13 protein-coding genes are annotated in these 15,056 nt (G+C 53.0%); 8 read left to right on the top strand and 5 right to left on the bottom strand.

Translation table 11 applies throughout. The features are described 5' to 3' along the window. Position 1 precedes the first annotated feature (1 nt). On the bottom strand, positions 2-1,141 hold the full coding sequence (gene arnB, locus IM299_RS17900) for a UDP-4-amino-4-deoxy-L-arabinose aminotransferase (RefSeq protein WP_069733653.1): 1,140 nt from the start codon (positions 1,139-1,141) through the stop codon (positions 2-4). A gap of 323 nt (positions 1,142-1,464) precedes the next feature. Beyond that, positions 1,465-1,971: a phenolic acid decarboxylase gene (locus IM299_RS17905; protein ID WP_028014722.1), complete on the bottom strand. Its 507-nt coding sequence runs from the start codon at positions 1,969-1,971 to the stop codon at positions 1,465-1,467. Positions 1,972-2,070: 99 nt separating this feature from the next. On the opposite strand from IM299_RS17905, the gene IM299_RS17910 reads away from it, so the two are divergent. Together IM299_RS17910 and IM299_RS17915 are read left to right on the top strand one after the other, a co-directional pair. Next, entirely contained in the window at positions 2,071-2,952 is an 882-nt protein-coding gene (locus IM299_RS17910; protein WP_041911874.1) for a LysR family transcriptional regulator, read from the top strand. A 32-nt stretch (positions 2,953-2,984) separates the two neighbouring features. After that, entirely contained in the window at positions 2,985-3,779 is a 795-nt protein-coding gene (locus tag IM299_RS17915) for an SDR family NAD(P)-dependent oxidoreductase (RefSeq protein WP_028014724.1), read from the top strand. Positions 3,780-3,784: 5 nt separating this feature from the next. On the opposite strand, the gene IM299_RS17920 is transcribed toward IM299_RS17915, so the two are convergent. After that, entirely contained in the window at positions 3,785-4,312 is a 528-nt protein-coding gene (locus IM299_RS17920) for an NlpC/P60 family protein (protein WP_041911872.1), read from the bottom strand. Between the two features lie 239 nt (positions 4,313-4,551). Here IM299_RS17920 and IM299_RS17925 point away from each other — a divergent pair, with 239 nt between their 5' ends. Further along, positions 4,552-5,214: an HAD family hydrolase gene (locus IM299_RS17925; protein WP_028014726.1), complete on the top strand. Its 663-nt coding sequence runs from the start codon at positions 4,552-4,554 to the stop codon at positions 5,212-5,214. A gap of 60 nt (positions 5,215-5,274) precedes the next feature. Here IM299_RS17925 and IM299_RS17930 read toward each other — a convergent pair whose 3' ends face one another. Further along, the gene (locus IM299_RS17930; protein ID WP_045259396.1) at positions 5,275-6,300 is read right to left on the bottom strand and encodes a TerC/Alx family metal homeostasis membrane protein; all 1,026 of its coding nucleotides are present in this window, start codon (positions 6,298-6,300) and stop codon (positions 5,275-5,277) included. A gap of 576 nt (positions 6,301-6,876) precedes the next feature. Here IM299_RS17930 and IM299_RS17935 point away from each other — a divergent pair. The 5 genes from IM299_RS17935 to IM299_RS17955 all read left to right on the top strand — a co-directional run bounded on the left by IM299_RS17935 (position 6,877) and on the right by IM299_RS17955 (position 13,701). Beyond that, positions 6,877-7,431 (top strand): fimbrial protein, encoded by a 555-nt coding sequence (locus IM299_RS17935; RefSeq protein ID WP_045259397.1) that lies wholly within the window; start codon positions 6,877-6,879, stop codon positions 7,429-7,431. Between the two features lie 55 nt (positions 7,432-7,486). Beyond that, positions 7,487-8,170, top strand: coding sequence for a molecular chaperone (locus tag IM299_RS17940; RefSeq protein ID WP_193357893.1), 684 nt, complete (start codon positions 7,487-7,489; stop codon positions 8,168-8,170). 37 nt (positions 8,171-8,207) lie between these two features. Further along, positions 8,208-10,715 carry a fimbria/pilus outer membrane usher protein gene (locus IM299_RS17945; RefSeq protein ID WP_193357894.1) on the top strand — a complete coding sequence of 836 codons (2,508 nt, stop codon included), beginning with the start codon at positions 8,208-8,210 and terminating at the stop codon, positions 10,713-10,715. Positions 10,716-10,726: 11 nt separating this feature from the next. Further along, on the top strand, positions 10,727-11,770 hold the full coding sequence (locus IM299_RS17950; RefSeq protein ID WP_048957397.1) for a fimbrial protein: 1,044 nt from the start codon (positions 10,727-10,729) through the stop codon (positions 11,768-11,770). A gap of 107 nt (positions 11,771-11,877) precedes the next feature. After that, positions 11,878-13,701 carry an integrin alpha gene (locus tag IM299_RS17955; RefSeq protein WP_048957398.1) on the top strand — a complete coding sequence of 608 codons (1,824 nt, stop codon included), beginning with the start codon at positions 11,878-11,880 and terminating at the stop codon, positions 13,699-13,701. Between the two features lie 53 nt (positions 13,702-13,754). Here IM299_RS17955 and IM299_RS17960 read toward each other — a convergent pair whose 3' ends face one another. After that, positions 13,755-14,951 (bottom strand): NAD(P)/FAD-dependent oxidoreductase, encoded by a 1,197-nt coding sequence (locus IM299_RS17960; protein WP_193357895.1) that lies wholly within the window; start codon positions 14,949-14,951, stop codon positions 13,755-13,757. Between the last annotated feature and the right edge of the window lie 105 nt (positions 14,952-15,056).

Consider the following 15,056-nt stretch of genomic DNA (forward strand, 5'->3'; position numbering starts at 1 on the left):
ATCAATGTCCTGCAAGCTGATGGAGCGCGGTAATGACGCGGGTTGTGTCGTCATGAGTCATGTCCGGGAAAAGAGGGAGAGAACAAATACGCGCGCTGTTCCATTCCGAATTCGGAAGCGATACATCAGGAAAACGCTCGCGGTAGTATTTTTGGGTGTGCGCCGCGCGGAAATGAAGGCCGGTGCCGATGCCTTGCTCCTTCAGCGCCGCCATCAGGTTGTCGCGTGAGATCCCGCAGCGCGCTTCATCAACGCGAATAATAAACAGGTGCCAGGCGTGAACGTGTGGCCATGACGGAATGCTCAGCGGCTGGAACGGCGTATCGGCAAGCTCGCGCAGGTAGCGTTGCGCGATTGCCTCGCGGCGTAGGTTGGCCTCTTTCAGCTTACCCAGCTGTACCAGCGCCAGCGCGGCGTTGATATCTGCGAGGTTGTACTTAAAGCCCGGGGAGATCACTTCGGCCTGCGGCGCGCGGCCGTGCGTCTGGCGGTCATAGGCATCCACGCCCAGGCCGTGGAATTTCAGGCTGCGGATCCGCGCGGCAAGCCGGGCGTTATCCGTGACGACTAAACCACCTTCCGCGCAGGTCATGTTTTTGATGGCGTGGAAGGAAAAAATCGCCGTGCCTTTCCAGCCCACGTGACGGTTCTTGTAGTACGTTCCGGCGGCATGGGCCGCGTCTTCAATCACCGTAATACCGTGACGCTCACCGACGGCATGAATGGCGTCGATATCACACGGCGCGCCGGCGTAATGCACGGGAATAATCGCTTTGGTACGCGGGGTAATGGCGGCTTCAACCGCTTCCGGTGTCACCATCAATGTCTCTTTGTCCACATCGATCATGACCGGCGTGGCGCCCAGCAGCACGATCATATTCAGCGTGGAGACCCAGGTTTGGGAGGGGGTAATGACCTCATCGCCCGGACCAATATCCAGCGCCATCAGCGTAACGTGCATGCCCGCCGTCGCCGAGCAGACGGCAATCGCGTGCTGGTTCCCCGTCAGCTGACAAAATGCCGCTTCAAGTTCCTGATTTTTAGGCCCTGTGGTGATCCAGCCGGAGGTTAAAACCTCCTGCAACGCCGCTAATTCCTCACTACCCATCGACGGGCGGGAAAAAGGCAAAAAATCACTCATCATTAATTTCCTTGCAATAAGAATGGCACGCGCTTGATATTAACCAATTACTTTTTCGTTTATTTCAACGAACCATAAACTCATATCAAGGTATCGTTCATTTCTTAGGGAAAAATTAAGATGCGTAATTAAGATGTAACTAAATCAATATTAATTTATTTATAAACAATAGCTTATGTAATTATGAATTATTTATTTCGTGATCAAACTCAATTTTTACAAAATGTTATTTTAAACCAAACATCAACAAACAAAAAAAATCCCGGTTATTTCTGTAAAAGCAGAAATAACCGGGAACTTTTCTTTTTAGTTAATTGTCGCGCTTATTTTAAGTTATCGGGAAAGTTTTTCGGTAACTCGCTGGCCGCGCAGGCAATCACGCTTTCGTTGTTCGCACCGCAGTCGCGTACAAAGGTGATGGTGGCAAATTCGTCAATCACTTCTGTTGGATATGCAGGCCCCGCATCGCGATAGCTGTTCATCAGCGGAATATGGTCGTTCTGGAAGCAGACGGTTTTTTCCGGGTTGTTCATGACCCAACGCGGGAAGAAGATGGTGCCGTGGAACAGTTTGTCGCCCAGGTTCACAATCAGGCTAACGTCCGTACCGGTTGGCTCGGTCCAGGAGATTTTATAGATGCTCTCCCCTACCCGCACGATGTAAGCCTGCTGATCTTTAACCCAACGGTTCGCCACCAGACCGCTGTGAATACGGTAGTCGAGAGTAGTCTCGTTTTTGACGTAAATTTCGTAATTCCAGCCGTTGTCATAGGTATAAACCAGATGTTTGCCAACGAAGCCGCTTAAGTCGTGTTTATCGAATGTGTTCATAAGATGTCTCCTTCGTTTTGATGAGACGATCTTAAGCCTTCAAAAAATGAATGAATAACGCTATGTTTTAATCAAATTCATTCAAATTTTAGATAAATTATGCACAAGACGACGCTGGAACAGTGGGCCTTACTGGAAAAAGTGGTGGATGCGGGCAGCTTTGCCAAAGCTGCGGAAGAAACCCACCGCAGTCAGTCCTCGGTGAGCTATAACCTGTCGCTGCTGCAGGAGCGGCTGGGCGTGGCGCTGCTGGCGCCGGAGGGGCGCAGGGCGGTGTTGACCCCGGCCGGAGAATTGCTTCTCGGCCAGGTGAAACCGCTGCTGAAAGCGTTTTCGTATGTCGAGACGCGCGCGGCGACCCTTCGTAACGGGATGCGCACGCGGCTGGACCTGGTGGTGGACTCGATTTTCCCACGCCGCCGCCTGTTCGCCATTCTGCGTCAGTTCCAGCAGCAGTATCCGCAAACTCAGGTCCGCCTCACGGAGGTGCTGGAAAATACCCGCGCCGATGCCATGAACAACGAGGCCGATGTGATGGTTTTAACCCGCCGCCAGGACATTACCGGGCTCGGCGAATGGCTGATGAATATTGACTTTGTCGCCGTGGCGCATCATCAGCATCCCCTCTTTAGCCTCGACGCGCCGCTGAATGATGAGATGCTGCGCCCGTGGCCGCTAATCCAGATTGCGGACAGCCAGAACGCCGCGCGGGCTGCCGGCGAGTCGTGGACGTTCTCGACCATCGACGCTGCCATAGAGGCGGTCGTCTCGCAGGTCGGCTACGGCTGGCTGCCAGAGGAACGCATTCAGCCCCAGCTGGAGCAAGGCGTACTGAAACTCCTCCCGCTGAGCCACGGCGTTCGTCGGGCAACGCCGCTGCATCTGATCGTGAAGCGCACCCTCGCCCCGCTGGATGAGCAGGTTGAAACCCTGCTGCGCCTTTTTAGCCAGGAGCCGTCATCATCACCTGCTACGCTTTAAGGTCCGAACGTTAAAACGATAAGGAGCTGATGATGAAAATCGACTTTGCGGGGAAAGTGGCCCTGGTCACCGCCTCAACCGGCGGGATCGGGTTTGCCATTGCCAGAGGCCTGGCAGAAAGCGGCGCGGAAGTGATCGTTAATGGCCGCAGCACCGACTCGGTGAACAAAGGTATTCAGCAGCTGCAGCAGGTTGTGCCTGGCGTGCAGGTGCGTGCAGCCATTGCCGATCTCAGCACCGCGGAAGGGGTTGAATCGCTGCTGAAGGTTGCGAGCGACGTCGATATTCTGGTGAACAACGCCGGGATTTACGGCCCGCAGGATTTCTATGGCACCGACGATGAAACCTGGGAGCGCTACTGGCAGACCAACGTGATGTCCGGCGTGCGCCTCTCCCGCGCCCTGCTGCCGGGCATGGTGAAAAAAGGCTGGGGCCGCGTGGTGTTTATCTCCTCCGAGTCAGCCTGCAATATCCCGGCAGACATGATTCACTACGGGGTGACCAAAACGGCCCAGCTTTCGCTGGCGCGCGGGCTGGCGAAGTTCGTGGCGGGAAGCGGCGTGACGGTGAACAGCGTGCTGCCGGGCCCGACGATGTCCGACGGTTTCGCTGAAATGATGAAAGATGAGATCGAGAAAACCGGTAAATCGCTGGAGCAGCTGGCGAAAGAATTTGTCATGACCAACCGCCCCAGCTCGGTTATCCAGCGCGCCGCCACCGTTGAAGAGGTGGCTAATATGGTGATTTATGTCTGTTCGACGCAGGCCTCCGCCACCTCAGGCGCGGCATTGCGCGTCGATGGTGGCGTGGTGGATGACATTATTTAATGTCGTCAGGCGGCGCTGCCCGCGATACGACGGGCGGTAATGTAACGATCCTGCCAGTAGTCATCAGTCAGGGTTGAGACCGTTACGCCCTGGCTGCTGGAGGCATGAATAAACTGGCTGTTACCGATATACACGCCAACGTGTCTGCGGTTCGGGCCCGTCTGGAAGAAGACCAAATCTCCCGCCTTCAGACGGTATTGCGCTACCTGTACACCGCGATGGATCTGCTCGCTCGTCGTGCGCGGCAGATAAAGATGCGCCGCATCGCTGAACAGATGCTGCATAAGCGCGGAGCAATCCACTCCGCGGTGTGTGGTGCCGCCCCACTGATAGTGAGTCCCTTTCCATTTCTGGTATTGATCCAGTATCCGGGAGCGGAGTGGGCCTGTCTCCTGGTGAAGCAGGGCCGACTTCACCGGCGATTCCGCAAATGTGCTATCGGCGGAGATCATCGATGCGGGCAGCTGGAAACTCAGTGCGGAAAACGAAGCAAAACTTAACGTGAGGATTGAAATAAGCGATCTGAATGTCATATCTAAACAGGAGCTAAGAGTGAATTTTTCCTTACCTGTGGAGGCCAACGTTCCCCCGAAATATCTTTCGATGTGGCGATAATATAGACTGCTCACTTTTTCACCAATCATTATTGAGGCCAAAATTGGACTCACTTTCAGATCGCAAGATTGAGAAAAAAAGGGTGGTGATGTAAGGACTGTTCAGATAAAGCAGGTAAACTGATCGACAGAATGTGTAATTCAGCTAAGACGTATTTATGACCAATATGATTGCCGACGAGACGGTGGCGAAATCCAGCGTGCTCTCTGTCTTTGACTTTGACGGGACGCTCACGCACCACGACAGCTTTATCCCTTTCCTGCGTTTTGCCTTTGGGAAACGCTACTTTGCGGGTCGTCTGGTGCGCATGGCGCTGCCCACGCTCCACTGCGTGCGCCGCAAGCTGACGCGTGATGAGCTGAAGGAAGTGCTGATTAAAACGTTCCTGACGGGCGTGGACGAACACTGGCTACGCCAGCAGGCGGAAGCCTTTTGCGAAAAATACTGGAACAAGCTGATGCGCCCCGAAGGGGTTCTGGCGGTGGCGGCTGAAGTGAATTCCGGCGCGGAAGTGACGATCTGCTCTGCGTCGCCGGCGCTGGTGCTCCAGCCGTGGGCGGACAGGCTCGGCATTAAGCTGATTGGCACGCAGCTGGAAGTGAAGGACGGCAAGCTGACGGGACGCATTACGGGCAATAACTGCCGCTGCGCCCAGAAAGTGGCGAGGCTGGAGAAGGTGTATGGCGATCTGAACGACTATCATCTGCGAGCCTGGGGCGACACCCGCGGCGACCACGAACTGCTGGCCGCGGCGCAGGATCCTCACTGGCGGCACTTCCATCACCCGCGCAAGCGCCGGAATTCACCGATTAAGGGTTAGGTGCGGTCTGTTGCCCTCACCCCAGCCCTCTCCCACAGGGAGAGGGAGAAAAGCGGTGCATCAGGCCTCACGTTTCCCCGGGAACAACACGCTCGCAATAATCCCCAGCGCCAGCACACCTAACACCACAAACAGGCTGGCCGTCGCGCCAATGCTGTAACCGTGGTGCCAGAAGTGATCGGTCGCATTCAGACCCAGCTTGAACGCCACGAAGAACAGCAGCAGCACCACTGCTTTTTCCAGGTGCACCAGATACTGCTTGAGCGCTTCCAGCACAAAGTAGAGGGTACGCAGGCCGAGAATGGCGAACATCATGGCGCTGTAGATAATCAGCGGCTCGCGGCTTACCGCAATAATCGCCGGTACGGAGTCAAACGCGAACATCACGTCAGAGAGTTCTACCACCGCCACGCAGAGCAGCAGCGGCGTTGCGTAGCGCTTCGCCTTCTTCACGCGGCCAACCGTTACGTCCTGGTTTTCCGGCTTTTCAAGCTCCGCATCGACCTCTTTCTGCGTCAGAATAAACGCGTTGCTGCTGATTTTGGGCCAGACGGGATAGAAGCGTTTCACCAGGCGATAGGCAAGGTGACCCGAGTAATCTTCCACTTCGTCACTCTCTTCATTGCGCTTGAGCATCATCACCGCCGTCCAGCCGACGACCAGCGCAAAAATAACCTCCACATACGGCCCCAGGCTCAGCAGGCTGGTGCCGATCGCCACGAAAATACCGCGGAAGACAATCGCCCCAAGCACGCCCCAGTAGAGCACACGGTGACGGTACTTATCCGGCACGCCGAACCAGGCAAAGATCGCCATCATCACGAACAGGTTATCGATGGAGAGCACCTCTTCCAGCGCGTAACCGGTGAGGAACAGGCTCGCCATCTCGGCGCCGTGGTGGATGTACAGAAAACCGGCGAAGGCCATCGCCATCGAGAACCAGAAAACGGACCACATGGCCGCACTTTTCAGCGAAACAGGTTTATCGTGACGGTGCATGAAGAGGTCGATAAACATCGCCCCAACGGCCATCACCACAAAGACAACAACGGTTTCAGTCGGGAAACCGAGATGAGCAGAAGCCATGAATCTATCCTTAACCTTCATCTGCGCGCTGGCAGAGGCAACGTTTGCAACAAAAAAAAGAAAACGCCCGTATCACCGGGCAAGAGAATAATAATAACACTTCTTGACGCCAGCCCGGCAATGTAAATGTGATGTTAAAAGCGCCAGGATTCCCCTTACATCTTCCGGGAAGGCAACGTGTTCTTCCGGAGATTATTCTTTCATTATTATGAAAGTTTTATTATCTGAGCTGAACCTGACATACGGCAAGTAGTAAATAAGCCGTAAAATTCTCACACTGAATTGCTGATAAAACCCTGATAAAAACAACATAACTCATTGATTTTAAAATGACCAAAGACAAATCATGATGTTCTCACTTTATTTTTTTTAAACGCTTGTTAACCTGACCCAGAAAAATATTCAGACTTCTTGTGATGGAAGTTTTTCACATGGACTGGTAAGCGATGATGAATATCCACCTTAATGTTTCATATTAGCGGAATATCCACATCCCGTGACCACAACAACGCTTTCGAGTGACTAACCCGAAATAATACTGTTCTACCTTTTACACACTGAGGAATATTTTAAAAAATGAATAAATCCGTTATTACCATGGGATTTTTATTGGCTGCAATTGCCAGTCCTTCCAGCCATGCAGCGCCAGGTAAAGGCGCAGGGACCATTGAATTCACGGGTATGATTACCGCGAGCACCTGTGATGTCGATATTAACGGTCAGGGGGGGAACCCAACGATCGATATGGGTACCATCTCGTCTTCAGCATTTAAAGAAAAAGGTGACGTTGCGGGTATTCACCGTATCCAGATAGAACTGTCTAACTGCGATACCGCCGTCCTTAAATCAGCCGGAGCACGATTTGGCGGTGCCTATGATGCTAATGATAATAATCTGCTCGCGCTTAAAACCGGTGGCGACGCTGCAACGGGTTTGGGTATTGAATTCCTGAATGAAGATGGAACATCGTTAAAACTGGGCGACAACCCGAATAAATTTGTTCCTATTACCGGTGATGGCACCACGGGGGCAGCCACCCTGCTGTATTCAGCCCGTTATAAAGCATCCCTGGATGCTGTGACCGCCGGTAAGGCAGATGCGGTTGCGGATTACACCATTATCTATAAATAAATCATTCAACTCAGTTCCGGGCAATGAATAACAGCCCGGAACGCAAGGACGTTTTATGTTAAGGAAACGCTATCTGACGCTGCTGGCTCTGCTCTTTGGCTCTTGTATGTCACACGCCAGTGTGACCTTATCCAATACGCGAGTGGTATATCATGCGGACAAGAAAGAGAGCAATATTACAGTCAGAAATAATACTGCCAGCCCGTTCCTGGTACAGAGCTGGGTACAGGGCAAAGATTCACAGGGCACCAAAGCCCCGTTTATTGTGACGCCACCGCTTTTTCGCATGGATGCAGGTAAGTCCAACGCGCTACGTATTATCTTTAACGGCGCGCCTTTACCGCAGGATCGCGAGTCGCTTTTCTGGATCAACGTAAAATCGATCCCCTCCTCTTCCAGAGAGGACATTAATAAACTGCAGATAGCGGTAAATACCCGGATCAAATTATTTTATCGTCCGTCAAATTTAATGGATGAACCCACGGATATTAGTAAGAATGTGCAATGGTCTGTTAAAAATAACGAACTCATTGTACGCAACAACTCGTCTTATTACATTTCTTTTGCGGAGGTGAAGATCAATAACAAAGCATGGTCAGAGATTGACATGCTCGCGCCTAAAAGCAGCACAACATTCACGCTCAGGAACACGCTTTTGAAAAACAATGCCACCGTGCAATGGAAATATATCAATGATTATGGCGGCAACAGCCAGTTAATCACACAAAAAATAGAATAACGATTTTAAAACAATAACCTCACAGGGGTATTTTTTCATGACTATATTTTGGGGCATTCGTCCAGCGCTTTGCTTTGCCTGGATATTACCCAGCGCATTATACGCCAGTGATTACTTCGACCCGGCCTTTCTGGAAACAGGTGGCGCGCCGCGTACCGCCGTCGATCTTTCTCTCTTTGAGAACAAAGAGAGCCAGACACCCGGCGTTTATCGTGTTGACCTGTTTATTAACAATAAAATGTTCGACACGCGCGATATCACGTTTCGACTCGAAGAGAACGCGCAGCATAAAAATATCCTCGCACCGTGCCTCAGCGAGGAGACGCTCCAGTCGTTTGGTGTTAAAACGGCGGCATTCCCGTTGCTCCGGGACGATACCCAGGGCTGCGCGAATCTGTCGGCGATCCCTCTCGCAAGCAGCGAATTTGACTTCAGCGAGCAGGCGTTAAGGCTCAGCATTCCCCAGGCGGCTCTGGACAGCCACGCTCACGGCTACATCGATCCTGCGCGTCGGGAACAGGGTATTCCGGGCCTGATGCTCAGCTACAACTACAGCGGCGCCACGTGGACCTCGCACAACGGGACGGGAACCGATAGCCAGTACCTCAGCCTGCGTCCGGGTCTGAACGTTGGGCCCTGGCGTTTACGCAATTTCTCGACCTGGAGTAACAGCCAGGGGCAAGCTGGGCGCTGGGAATCGGTTTATACCTATCTGCAGCGTGATATCAGCGCCCTGAATAGCCAGCTGATTGTCGGGGATAACAGTTCTACCGCAGAAGTCTTTGATAGCACCCCGTTTCGCGGCGTTCAGCTTTACTCGGATGAACAGATGCTTCCGGGCAGCCTGCGAGGCTATGCGCCGGTGATCCGCGGTATTGCTCGTACTAATGCCCAGATCACTATTTTTCAGAACGGCTACAGCATTTATCAAAGCTATGTCCCGCCTGGTGAATTTGTCATCAACGATCTTTACCTCGGCAGCAGCGGCGAGCTAAAAGTTGTGGTGAAAGAGGCGGATGGCAGCGAACAAATCTCTTTAGTGCCTTACGCGTCGTTAGCGGTTATGCAGCGGGAAGGGCAATACAAATATGAAGTCATTAGCGGAAGCTATCGTTCCAGCAGCAGCGATGCTGAGAATGCCCTGTTTTCACAAGGGAGCCTGATTTACGGTCTGCCGTGGGAAACCTCGATATACGGAGGCATGCAGGCCGCCAGTCAATATCAGTCCCTGCTTTTTGGCATGGGTAAAAACATGGGCGATTTTGGCGCACTGTCATTTGATATTACCCAGGCCTGGGCCACCACTAAACAGGCAGAGAAAAACCGGGGACAGTCGCTACGCCTGCGCTATAACAAAAATTTGCTGTCTACCGGCACTAACGTTGCGATTGCGGGCTATCGCTACTCGACGTCCGATTTCTACACGCTCGGTGAAACCCTGAGCAGCTATCACTCGCAACCCTCGCGCCTGGATCGACGCCGTAGCCGTACAGAACTGACGCTAAACCAAAACCTGGGAGAAAACCTCGGCTATCTCTCCGCCATGCTGGTCAGCGAGGACTACCACACGAGCCAAAAACGCACGACCTCCGCCACGCTGGGCTATGGCAACAGCTGGAACGGGATCAGCTATAGCCTGAATTACAACCACTATCTGAACGTGACAAAAGAGGATAACCAGCGTCTCTATAACCAGGACAATCTGTTCAGCCTGAGCGTGAGCGTCCCTCTGGACAAATGGCTCCGCTCCACACGTGCCGGTTACACCTTCTCTGCGGCGGAAAAACGCTCGCCAGGCCACAGTGTTTCCCTGAGCGGCAGCGCCCTTGAGGACAATAACCTGAACTGGAGCGTACAGCAGAATATCAACCCAGGGAGCCAGGCAAACAGCAGCGATGCCTCGCTTAGCTATAACGGACGCTATGCGCAGGTTGGCGCCGGGTATGGCTATAGCCGGGACGCGCAGCGGCTGAATTACAGCCTGCGCGGGGGCGTGCTGGTTCATCCTCATGGCGTCACGCTGGCGCAGTCGCTGGGTGAAACGGTCGCTCTGGTTGAAGCGCCGGATGCCGCAGGTGTCAGCGTCCGTAACCACACTGGCGTGCGCACCGACCCCTGGGGCTATGCGGTGGTGCCTTACCTGACACCTTATCAGGAGAGCAATATCCAGCTGCGTCCCGATACATTACCTGACGATGTCGAGCTGGAAAGTAACAGCCATAAAGTCGTTCCCACCCGGGGGGCTATCGTTCGGGCACGTTTCACCACGGCGGTGGGTAAACGCCTGATGATGACGCTGAAAGATGCGCAGGGCAAACCCGTTCCGTTCGGTGCCATTGTTTCTCAGAATACCACCACAAGCATTGTGGGTGATGAAGGCAGCGTATTCCTCACCGGGATGGCAGAAAAAGGGACGTTAGACGTGAGCTGGGGTAAGAAACCCGATCAGCGTTGCCAGGTTCACTATCAGCTTTCTGGCCAGGAACCCACGATTAGCGGAATTGTGCAGTTAACGCAGACCTGCAAATCATCCGTTAATAAATAAAGGAATTAAAAATGAAAAAATTAACGTTACTCGCATGCCTGGCAGCAGGGGGATTGATGGGCGCGCCAGCTTATGCTGATGTTGTAGGAAGCTGCTGGCCGACATCAACCGTATCTGGCCAGGCGCACAAGTTTGATATTATCGAAAACCTTACTGCTGACGACGTACCCGGCACAACCCAATCCACATGGAATAATAAAGGTAATTTTAATGGTATCTGCCTCTGTCAGGACTCCAGCGTGCCAGAAAGTATCTTATTTCGATTTACCAGTGCGAAACTGGGTACAGGAGGCGGCAAACGTAACGCAGACTTTATCTATTATCCTCTGGATGCGGAAAAAGGTATTAATATCGGTATAAATGTCGTTCTTGGTGGCGAGGATGAATTGCGGTATATCCCGGTTGATTTGAGTAATACCGCCGGTGTTGATAATGGACGTCCTGCGACAAATAACTGTGATGATAAAAACGACCATACTCTGTTCGCAACCGGCTCCAGCGGGACTGTCTCTCTGGAATTAACTAAACCGCTTCCTTCAGGCCGCATTGATATTCCTATGCAGGAATTAGTGACCATTTTTGCCAAAAAACAGACGGGGAGTTATGACACCTCCAGACCTTTTGTCACACTTAATTTCCAACTGTCAATTGATATTCCACCACAATGCATGATTAATGACGGGCAAACCATCAAGGTCCCGTTTGGCAGTATTACCGCGAATGAATTTAAGCCCGAGGCCACCGGTAAGCAAAAAAGCGTGGATATTCGTGTGACTTGCAAAAATCCTGAAGATGAAAGCAAGGTGAGTATTAAGTTCCGCGCGTCCGATTTTAATGGCTCTGGTTTTATCAAGACCCATAATGATGAAGGTGAGCGCAATGATTTAGGGATAAAACTTGAACACAACGGGAATAAAATTGATGGCAGCAGTTCGGCCGTACCAACGCAGGAGGGGAATGTCACTATTATAGCAACACCTGTCCAACAAGGAGAAAAGTCTCCACAACCGGGAAAATTTGAAGCCACATCCACGCTGGATTTCGAGTTTAAATAAAGAAAAAACTTAATACAGCGTAGAAACCTCTTATTTCCCGGCAACACATAGCGCTATACAAATGAGTTGCCGGGTATGAAAAATGGATTTGTATAAGGATATATACTATGAAACTCAAAACGAAAACGCGTGTAGCGCTTTGCGTTGCAGCTTTATCAGGTACTGGCATCACGGCATCACAGGTTATCGCCAGCGATATCGAGCCTTATTCTGTCCCTGTATCTATTAAGGGTGAAAAACAAAAAGACTATTTCGGTATGACGATGACCACGATCGGTAAGTTTTCCGATAAGGACAATGGTTCGCATATCGCGGGTGAAGATATTGTCATTACGGCCCCCTGGGGGGATGGCGCAAAAGGGATCGCGTACGTCATTTTCGGGACTTCCGGTGGGAAACCCATGCAGCAAGTCAATAACGTAGGTGAATTCGATCCACAAAACGCGCTTAAAATTATCCACAGCAATAAAGCGAATAAGCCTGGCTCAGTGACGACAAAATGGATGGGCGTCGCGGTACGTAAAATAGGTGATATTAACGGCGATGGATATGATGATTTAGTCATCGCCTCCCACTGGCATGATCAGGTCTATATTATCTGGGGCGGACCGCATCACCGTACCGGCGCGCGTCTTTCTAATCAGATTGACCTCAATGATATCGACAACGGCGACGCTCGCCTGGGTATTCGCATCCGTACGGTGAATTCTTCAGGCAATGCGAATACCGGCGGCTGGTTTGGCGCCGCGGTAGGCCCAATTAAATATAAAAATTCTGCCGTGGCTAACAAGATGGTCGATCTTGCTATCGGCGATATCGAAGGCACGGGCGGACGCGGCGGCGCCATCATTATCTACGGCGCTCAAAAGCCAGGCGATCAGTGGCAGAACATTGATATTAAGCGCAACAACCTGGGCGACTGGGAGATCCCTGCCGCGACCGGTGCCTATATTCGTCCGCAGATGACCGCCACCAATGGCCCGGATAAACCCCTTAACTACAACCTTGGGCAGCAGATCAGCGATGTCGGGGATATTAACGGCGACGGCTTCAGTGATTATCTGATCGTCGACCCGGAATCGGTCAATGAAGGCCGTAAATCAGAGAACAGCGGCACTGATGGACGCGGCACGGCCTATCTCGTCTACGGCAGCAGCTTCAACCAGGGGAATCTCGACATCGCCTCGCTAAACGCGACGCAGGCAACCCGCATTCACGGTATGGGGGCGGCTTTCCTGGGTGGTCAGTCCGGCGGAGGTGAAGGAAGTAACGATCATAGCGCGTATACGCAGGATAAGCCCAATAACGGCACCATTACGCCATTAGGTAACTTCCTGAATGCTCACGCTAACGCTTTTGCGATTAGCGCCCCTGCCGACATGGGTATTGATAAAAAACGTTCCGGGCTGGTCTGGATTATTAAAGGTAAGGCCGACGGCAGTAAGCTGCCATCGTCTCTGTTCCTCGATGCGGCGCACACCCGGCTGAACTACAACAAAACATTTAGCGTACACGATGGCTATGCTATTTACGCCGACAGGCCTGGCAGCAAGCTGGCAGGGTTCGGGAACAGCATTCTCGGTAATGTGGACTTGAACGGCGACGGTAAAAAAGACCTGGTGATCGGCGATCCGAATGCGGTGAACGGCAGCGGCACGCAGGTGGGTGCCGTGTACGTCATCAACGGCGGTAAAAGCCTGGATGACTACGCTGACGATGAAGAAGGCATGATCAATATTAATACGCTGGTGAGAGAAGGCGTTGCGAAAGTCTACTGGGGTAAAAATCAGTATGAAAAATTCGGCGCGTCCATTGCGGCCGGGAGCTTCAATGGCTTCACTCAGGACAGTCTCGCCATTGGTTCTTACCGTGATAACACCTGGACGGGTAAGGTCACCTTCCGCATTGCGGATTACGCGATACCGGATTAATGCTCACATCATCTGAATGGGCAACACCGCCGGGGAGGAGACTCCCCGGCAATTTATTGCGCACCTTGCAGCGCCTGCGCGCACGCCCAGGCGCTCGACCACGCCCACTGGAAATTGTACCCGCCGAGCCAGCCGGTTACGTCCATTACTTCGCCAATAAAGTAGAGCCCCGGCACGTTGCGCGCTTCCATCGTGCGTGAAGAAAGCTCATTCGTATCAACGCCGCCCAGCGTCACTTCCGCCGTGCGATACCCCTCGGTGCCGTTTGGCTGAACGCGCCAGTTCGTCAGCGTATCCACCAGCGTATCCTGCTCGCGGCTGTTTAGCTGCTTGAGCGACACATCCGGGATCTGCCCCAGCCCCTGCAAACACTCCACCAGACGCTTCGGCAGCTGCATAGCCAGGGTATTTTTCAGGCTCTGATTCGGGTGCGCGGCGCGCTGTTCGTTGAGGAACGCGTCCAGATCGCTGTCCGGCAGCAGATTCACCGAGACAAATTCCCCCGGCTGCCAGTAGCTGGAGATTTGCAGGACCGCCGGGCCGGAGAGACCGCGGTGGGTAAAGAGCAGGTTTTCGCGGAATACCGTCCCGTCTTCGGCAGTAATAACGGAAGGAACAGAGACGCCGGACAGCGTCTGTAGCTGCTCCAGCAGCGGCTTATGCAGCGTGAACGGCACCAGCCCGGCGCGGGTTGGCAGCACCTTCAGGCCAAACTGCTCGGCAATCTTGTAGCCGAACGGTGACGCGCCCAGCCCCGGCATCGAGAGGCCGCCGCTGGCGATCACCAGATTATCGGCGCTGACGGTGTCACCGTTCAGCTGCAGCGTGTACCCCTGTTCGTCGCGGGCCACCTCCAGCACTTCAGTGCGCAGGCGCATCACTACCCCGCCCTTTTCGCACTCGGCCACCAGCATATCGACAATCTGCTGCGCGGAGTCGTCGCAGAAGAGTTGCCCGAGCGTCTTTTCATGCCACGCGATGCCATGCTTACCCACCAGGTCGATAAAGTCCCACTGGGTGTAACGCGCCAGCGCTGATTTGCAAAAATGGCGGTTCTGGCTCAAATAGGCCGCGGGTTCGACATAAAGATTGGTGAAGTTGCAGCGCCCGCCGCCTGACATCAGGATCTTGCGGCCAGGCTTTTTCCCGTTGTCCAGCAACAGCACGCGACGACCCGCCTGTCCGGCCATCGCCGCACAAAACATACCCGCCGCACCGGCGCCAATAACCACGGCATCAAACCTTTCCACGTCAAAACCCTCTTCGTTAACTGCCGCGGATTGTAAAGTTTCCTCTGTGGTCACACCAGCGTAAAAAGATATTACAAAGCCATTCCATTGAAATTTAACGATTAT

Source organism: Enterobacter cloacae complex sp. P47BA, from assembly GCF_014930485.1.
Taxonomy (GTDB): Bacteria; Pseudomonadota; Gammaproteobacteria; order Enterobacterales; family Enterobacteriaceae; genus Enterobacter; species Enterobacter bugandensis.

What these genes read in the sequence shown, in the direction of transcription:
- IM299_RS17935 (WP_045259397.1), top strand. Translation starts at nt 6,877, where the DNA reads ATGAATAAATCCGTTATTACCATGGGATTTTTATTGGCTGCAATTGCC.
- IM299_RS17955 (WP_048957398.1), top strand. Translation starts at nt 11,878, where the DNA reads ATGAAACTCAAAACGAAAACGCGTGTAGCGCTTTGCGTTGCAGCTTTA.
- arnB (WP_069733653.1), bottom strand. Translation starts at nt 1,141, where the DNA reads ATGAGTGATTTTTTGCCTTTTTCCCGCCCGTCGATGGGTAGTGAGGAA.
- IM299_RS17930 (WP_045259396.1), bottom strand. Translation starts at nt 6,300, where the DNA reads ATGGCTTCTGCTCATCTCGGTTTCCCGACTGAAACCGTTGTTGTCTTT.
- IM299_RS17940 (WP_193357893.1), top strand. Translation starts at nt 7,487, where the DNA reads ATGTTAAGGAAACGCTATCTGACGCTGCTGGCTCTGCTCTTTGGCTCT.
- IM299_RS17945 (WP_193357894.1), top strand. Translation starts at nt 8,208, where the DNA reads ATGACTATATTTTGGGGCATTCGTCCAGCGCTTTGCTTTGCCTGGATA.
- IM299_RS17920 (WP_041911872.1), bottom strand. Translation starts at nt 4,312, where the DNA reads ATGACATTCAGATCGCTTATTTCAATCCTCACGTTAAGTTTTGCTTCG.
- IM299_RS17925 (WP_028014726.1), top strand. Translation starts at nt 4,552, where the DNA reads ATGACCAATATGATTGCCGACGAGACGGTGGCGAAATCCAGCGTGCTC.
- IM299_RS17905 (WP_028014722.1), bottom strand. Translation starts at nt 1,971, where the DNA reads ATGAACACATTCGATAAACACGACTTAAGCGGCTTCGTTGGCAAACAT.
- IM299_RS17950 (WP_048957397.1), top strand. Translation starts at nt 10,727, where the DNA reads ATGAAAAAATTAACGTTACTCGCATGCCTGGCAGCAGGGGGATTGATG.
- IM299_RS17910 (WP_041911874.1), top strand. Translation starts at nt 2,071, where the DNA reads ATGCACAAGACGACGCTGGAACAGTGGGCCTTACTGGAAAAAGTGGTG.
- IM299_RS17915 (WP_028014724.1), top strand. Translation starts at nt 2,985, where the DNA reads ATGAAAATCGACTTTGCGGGGAAAGTGGCCCTGGTCACCGCCTCAACC.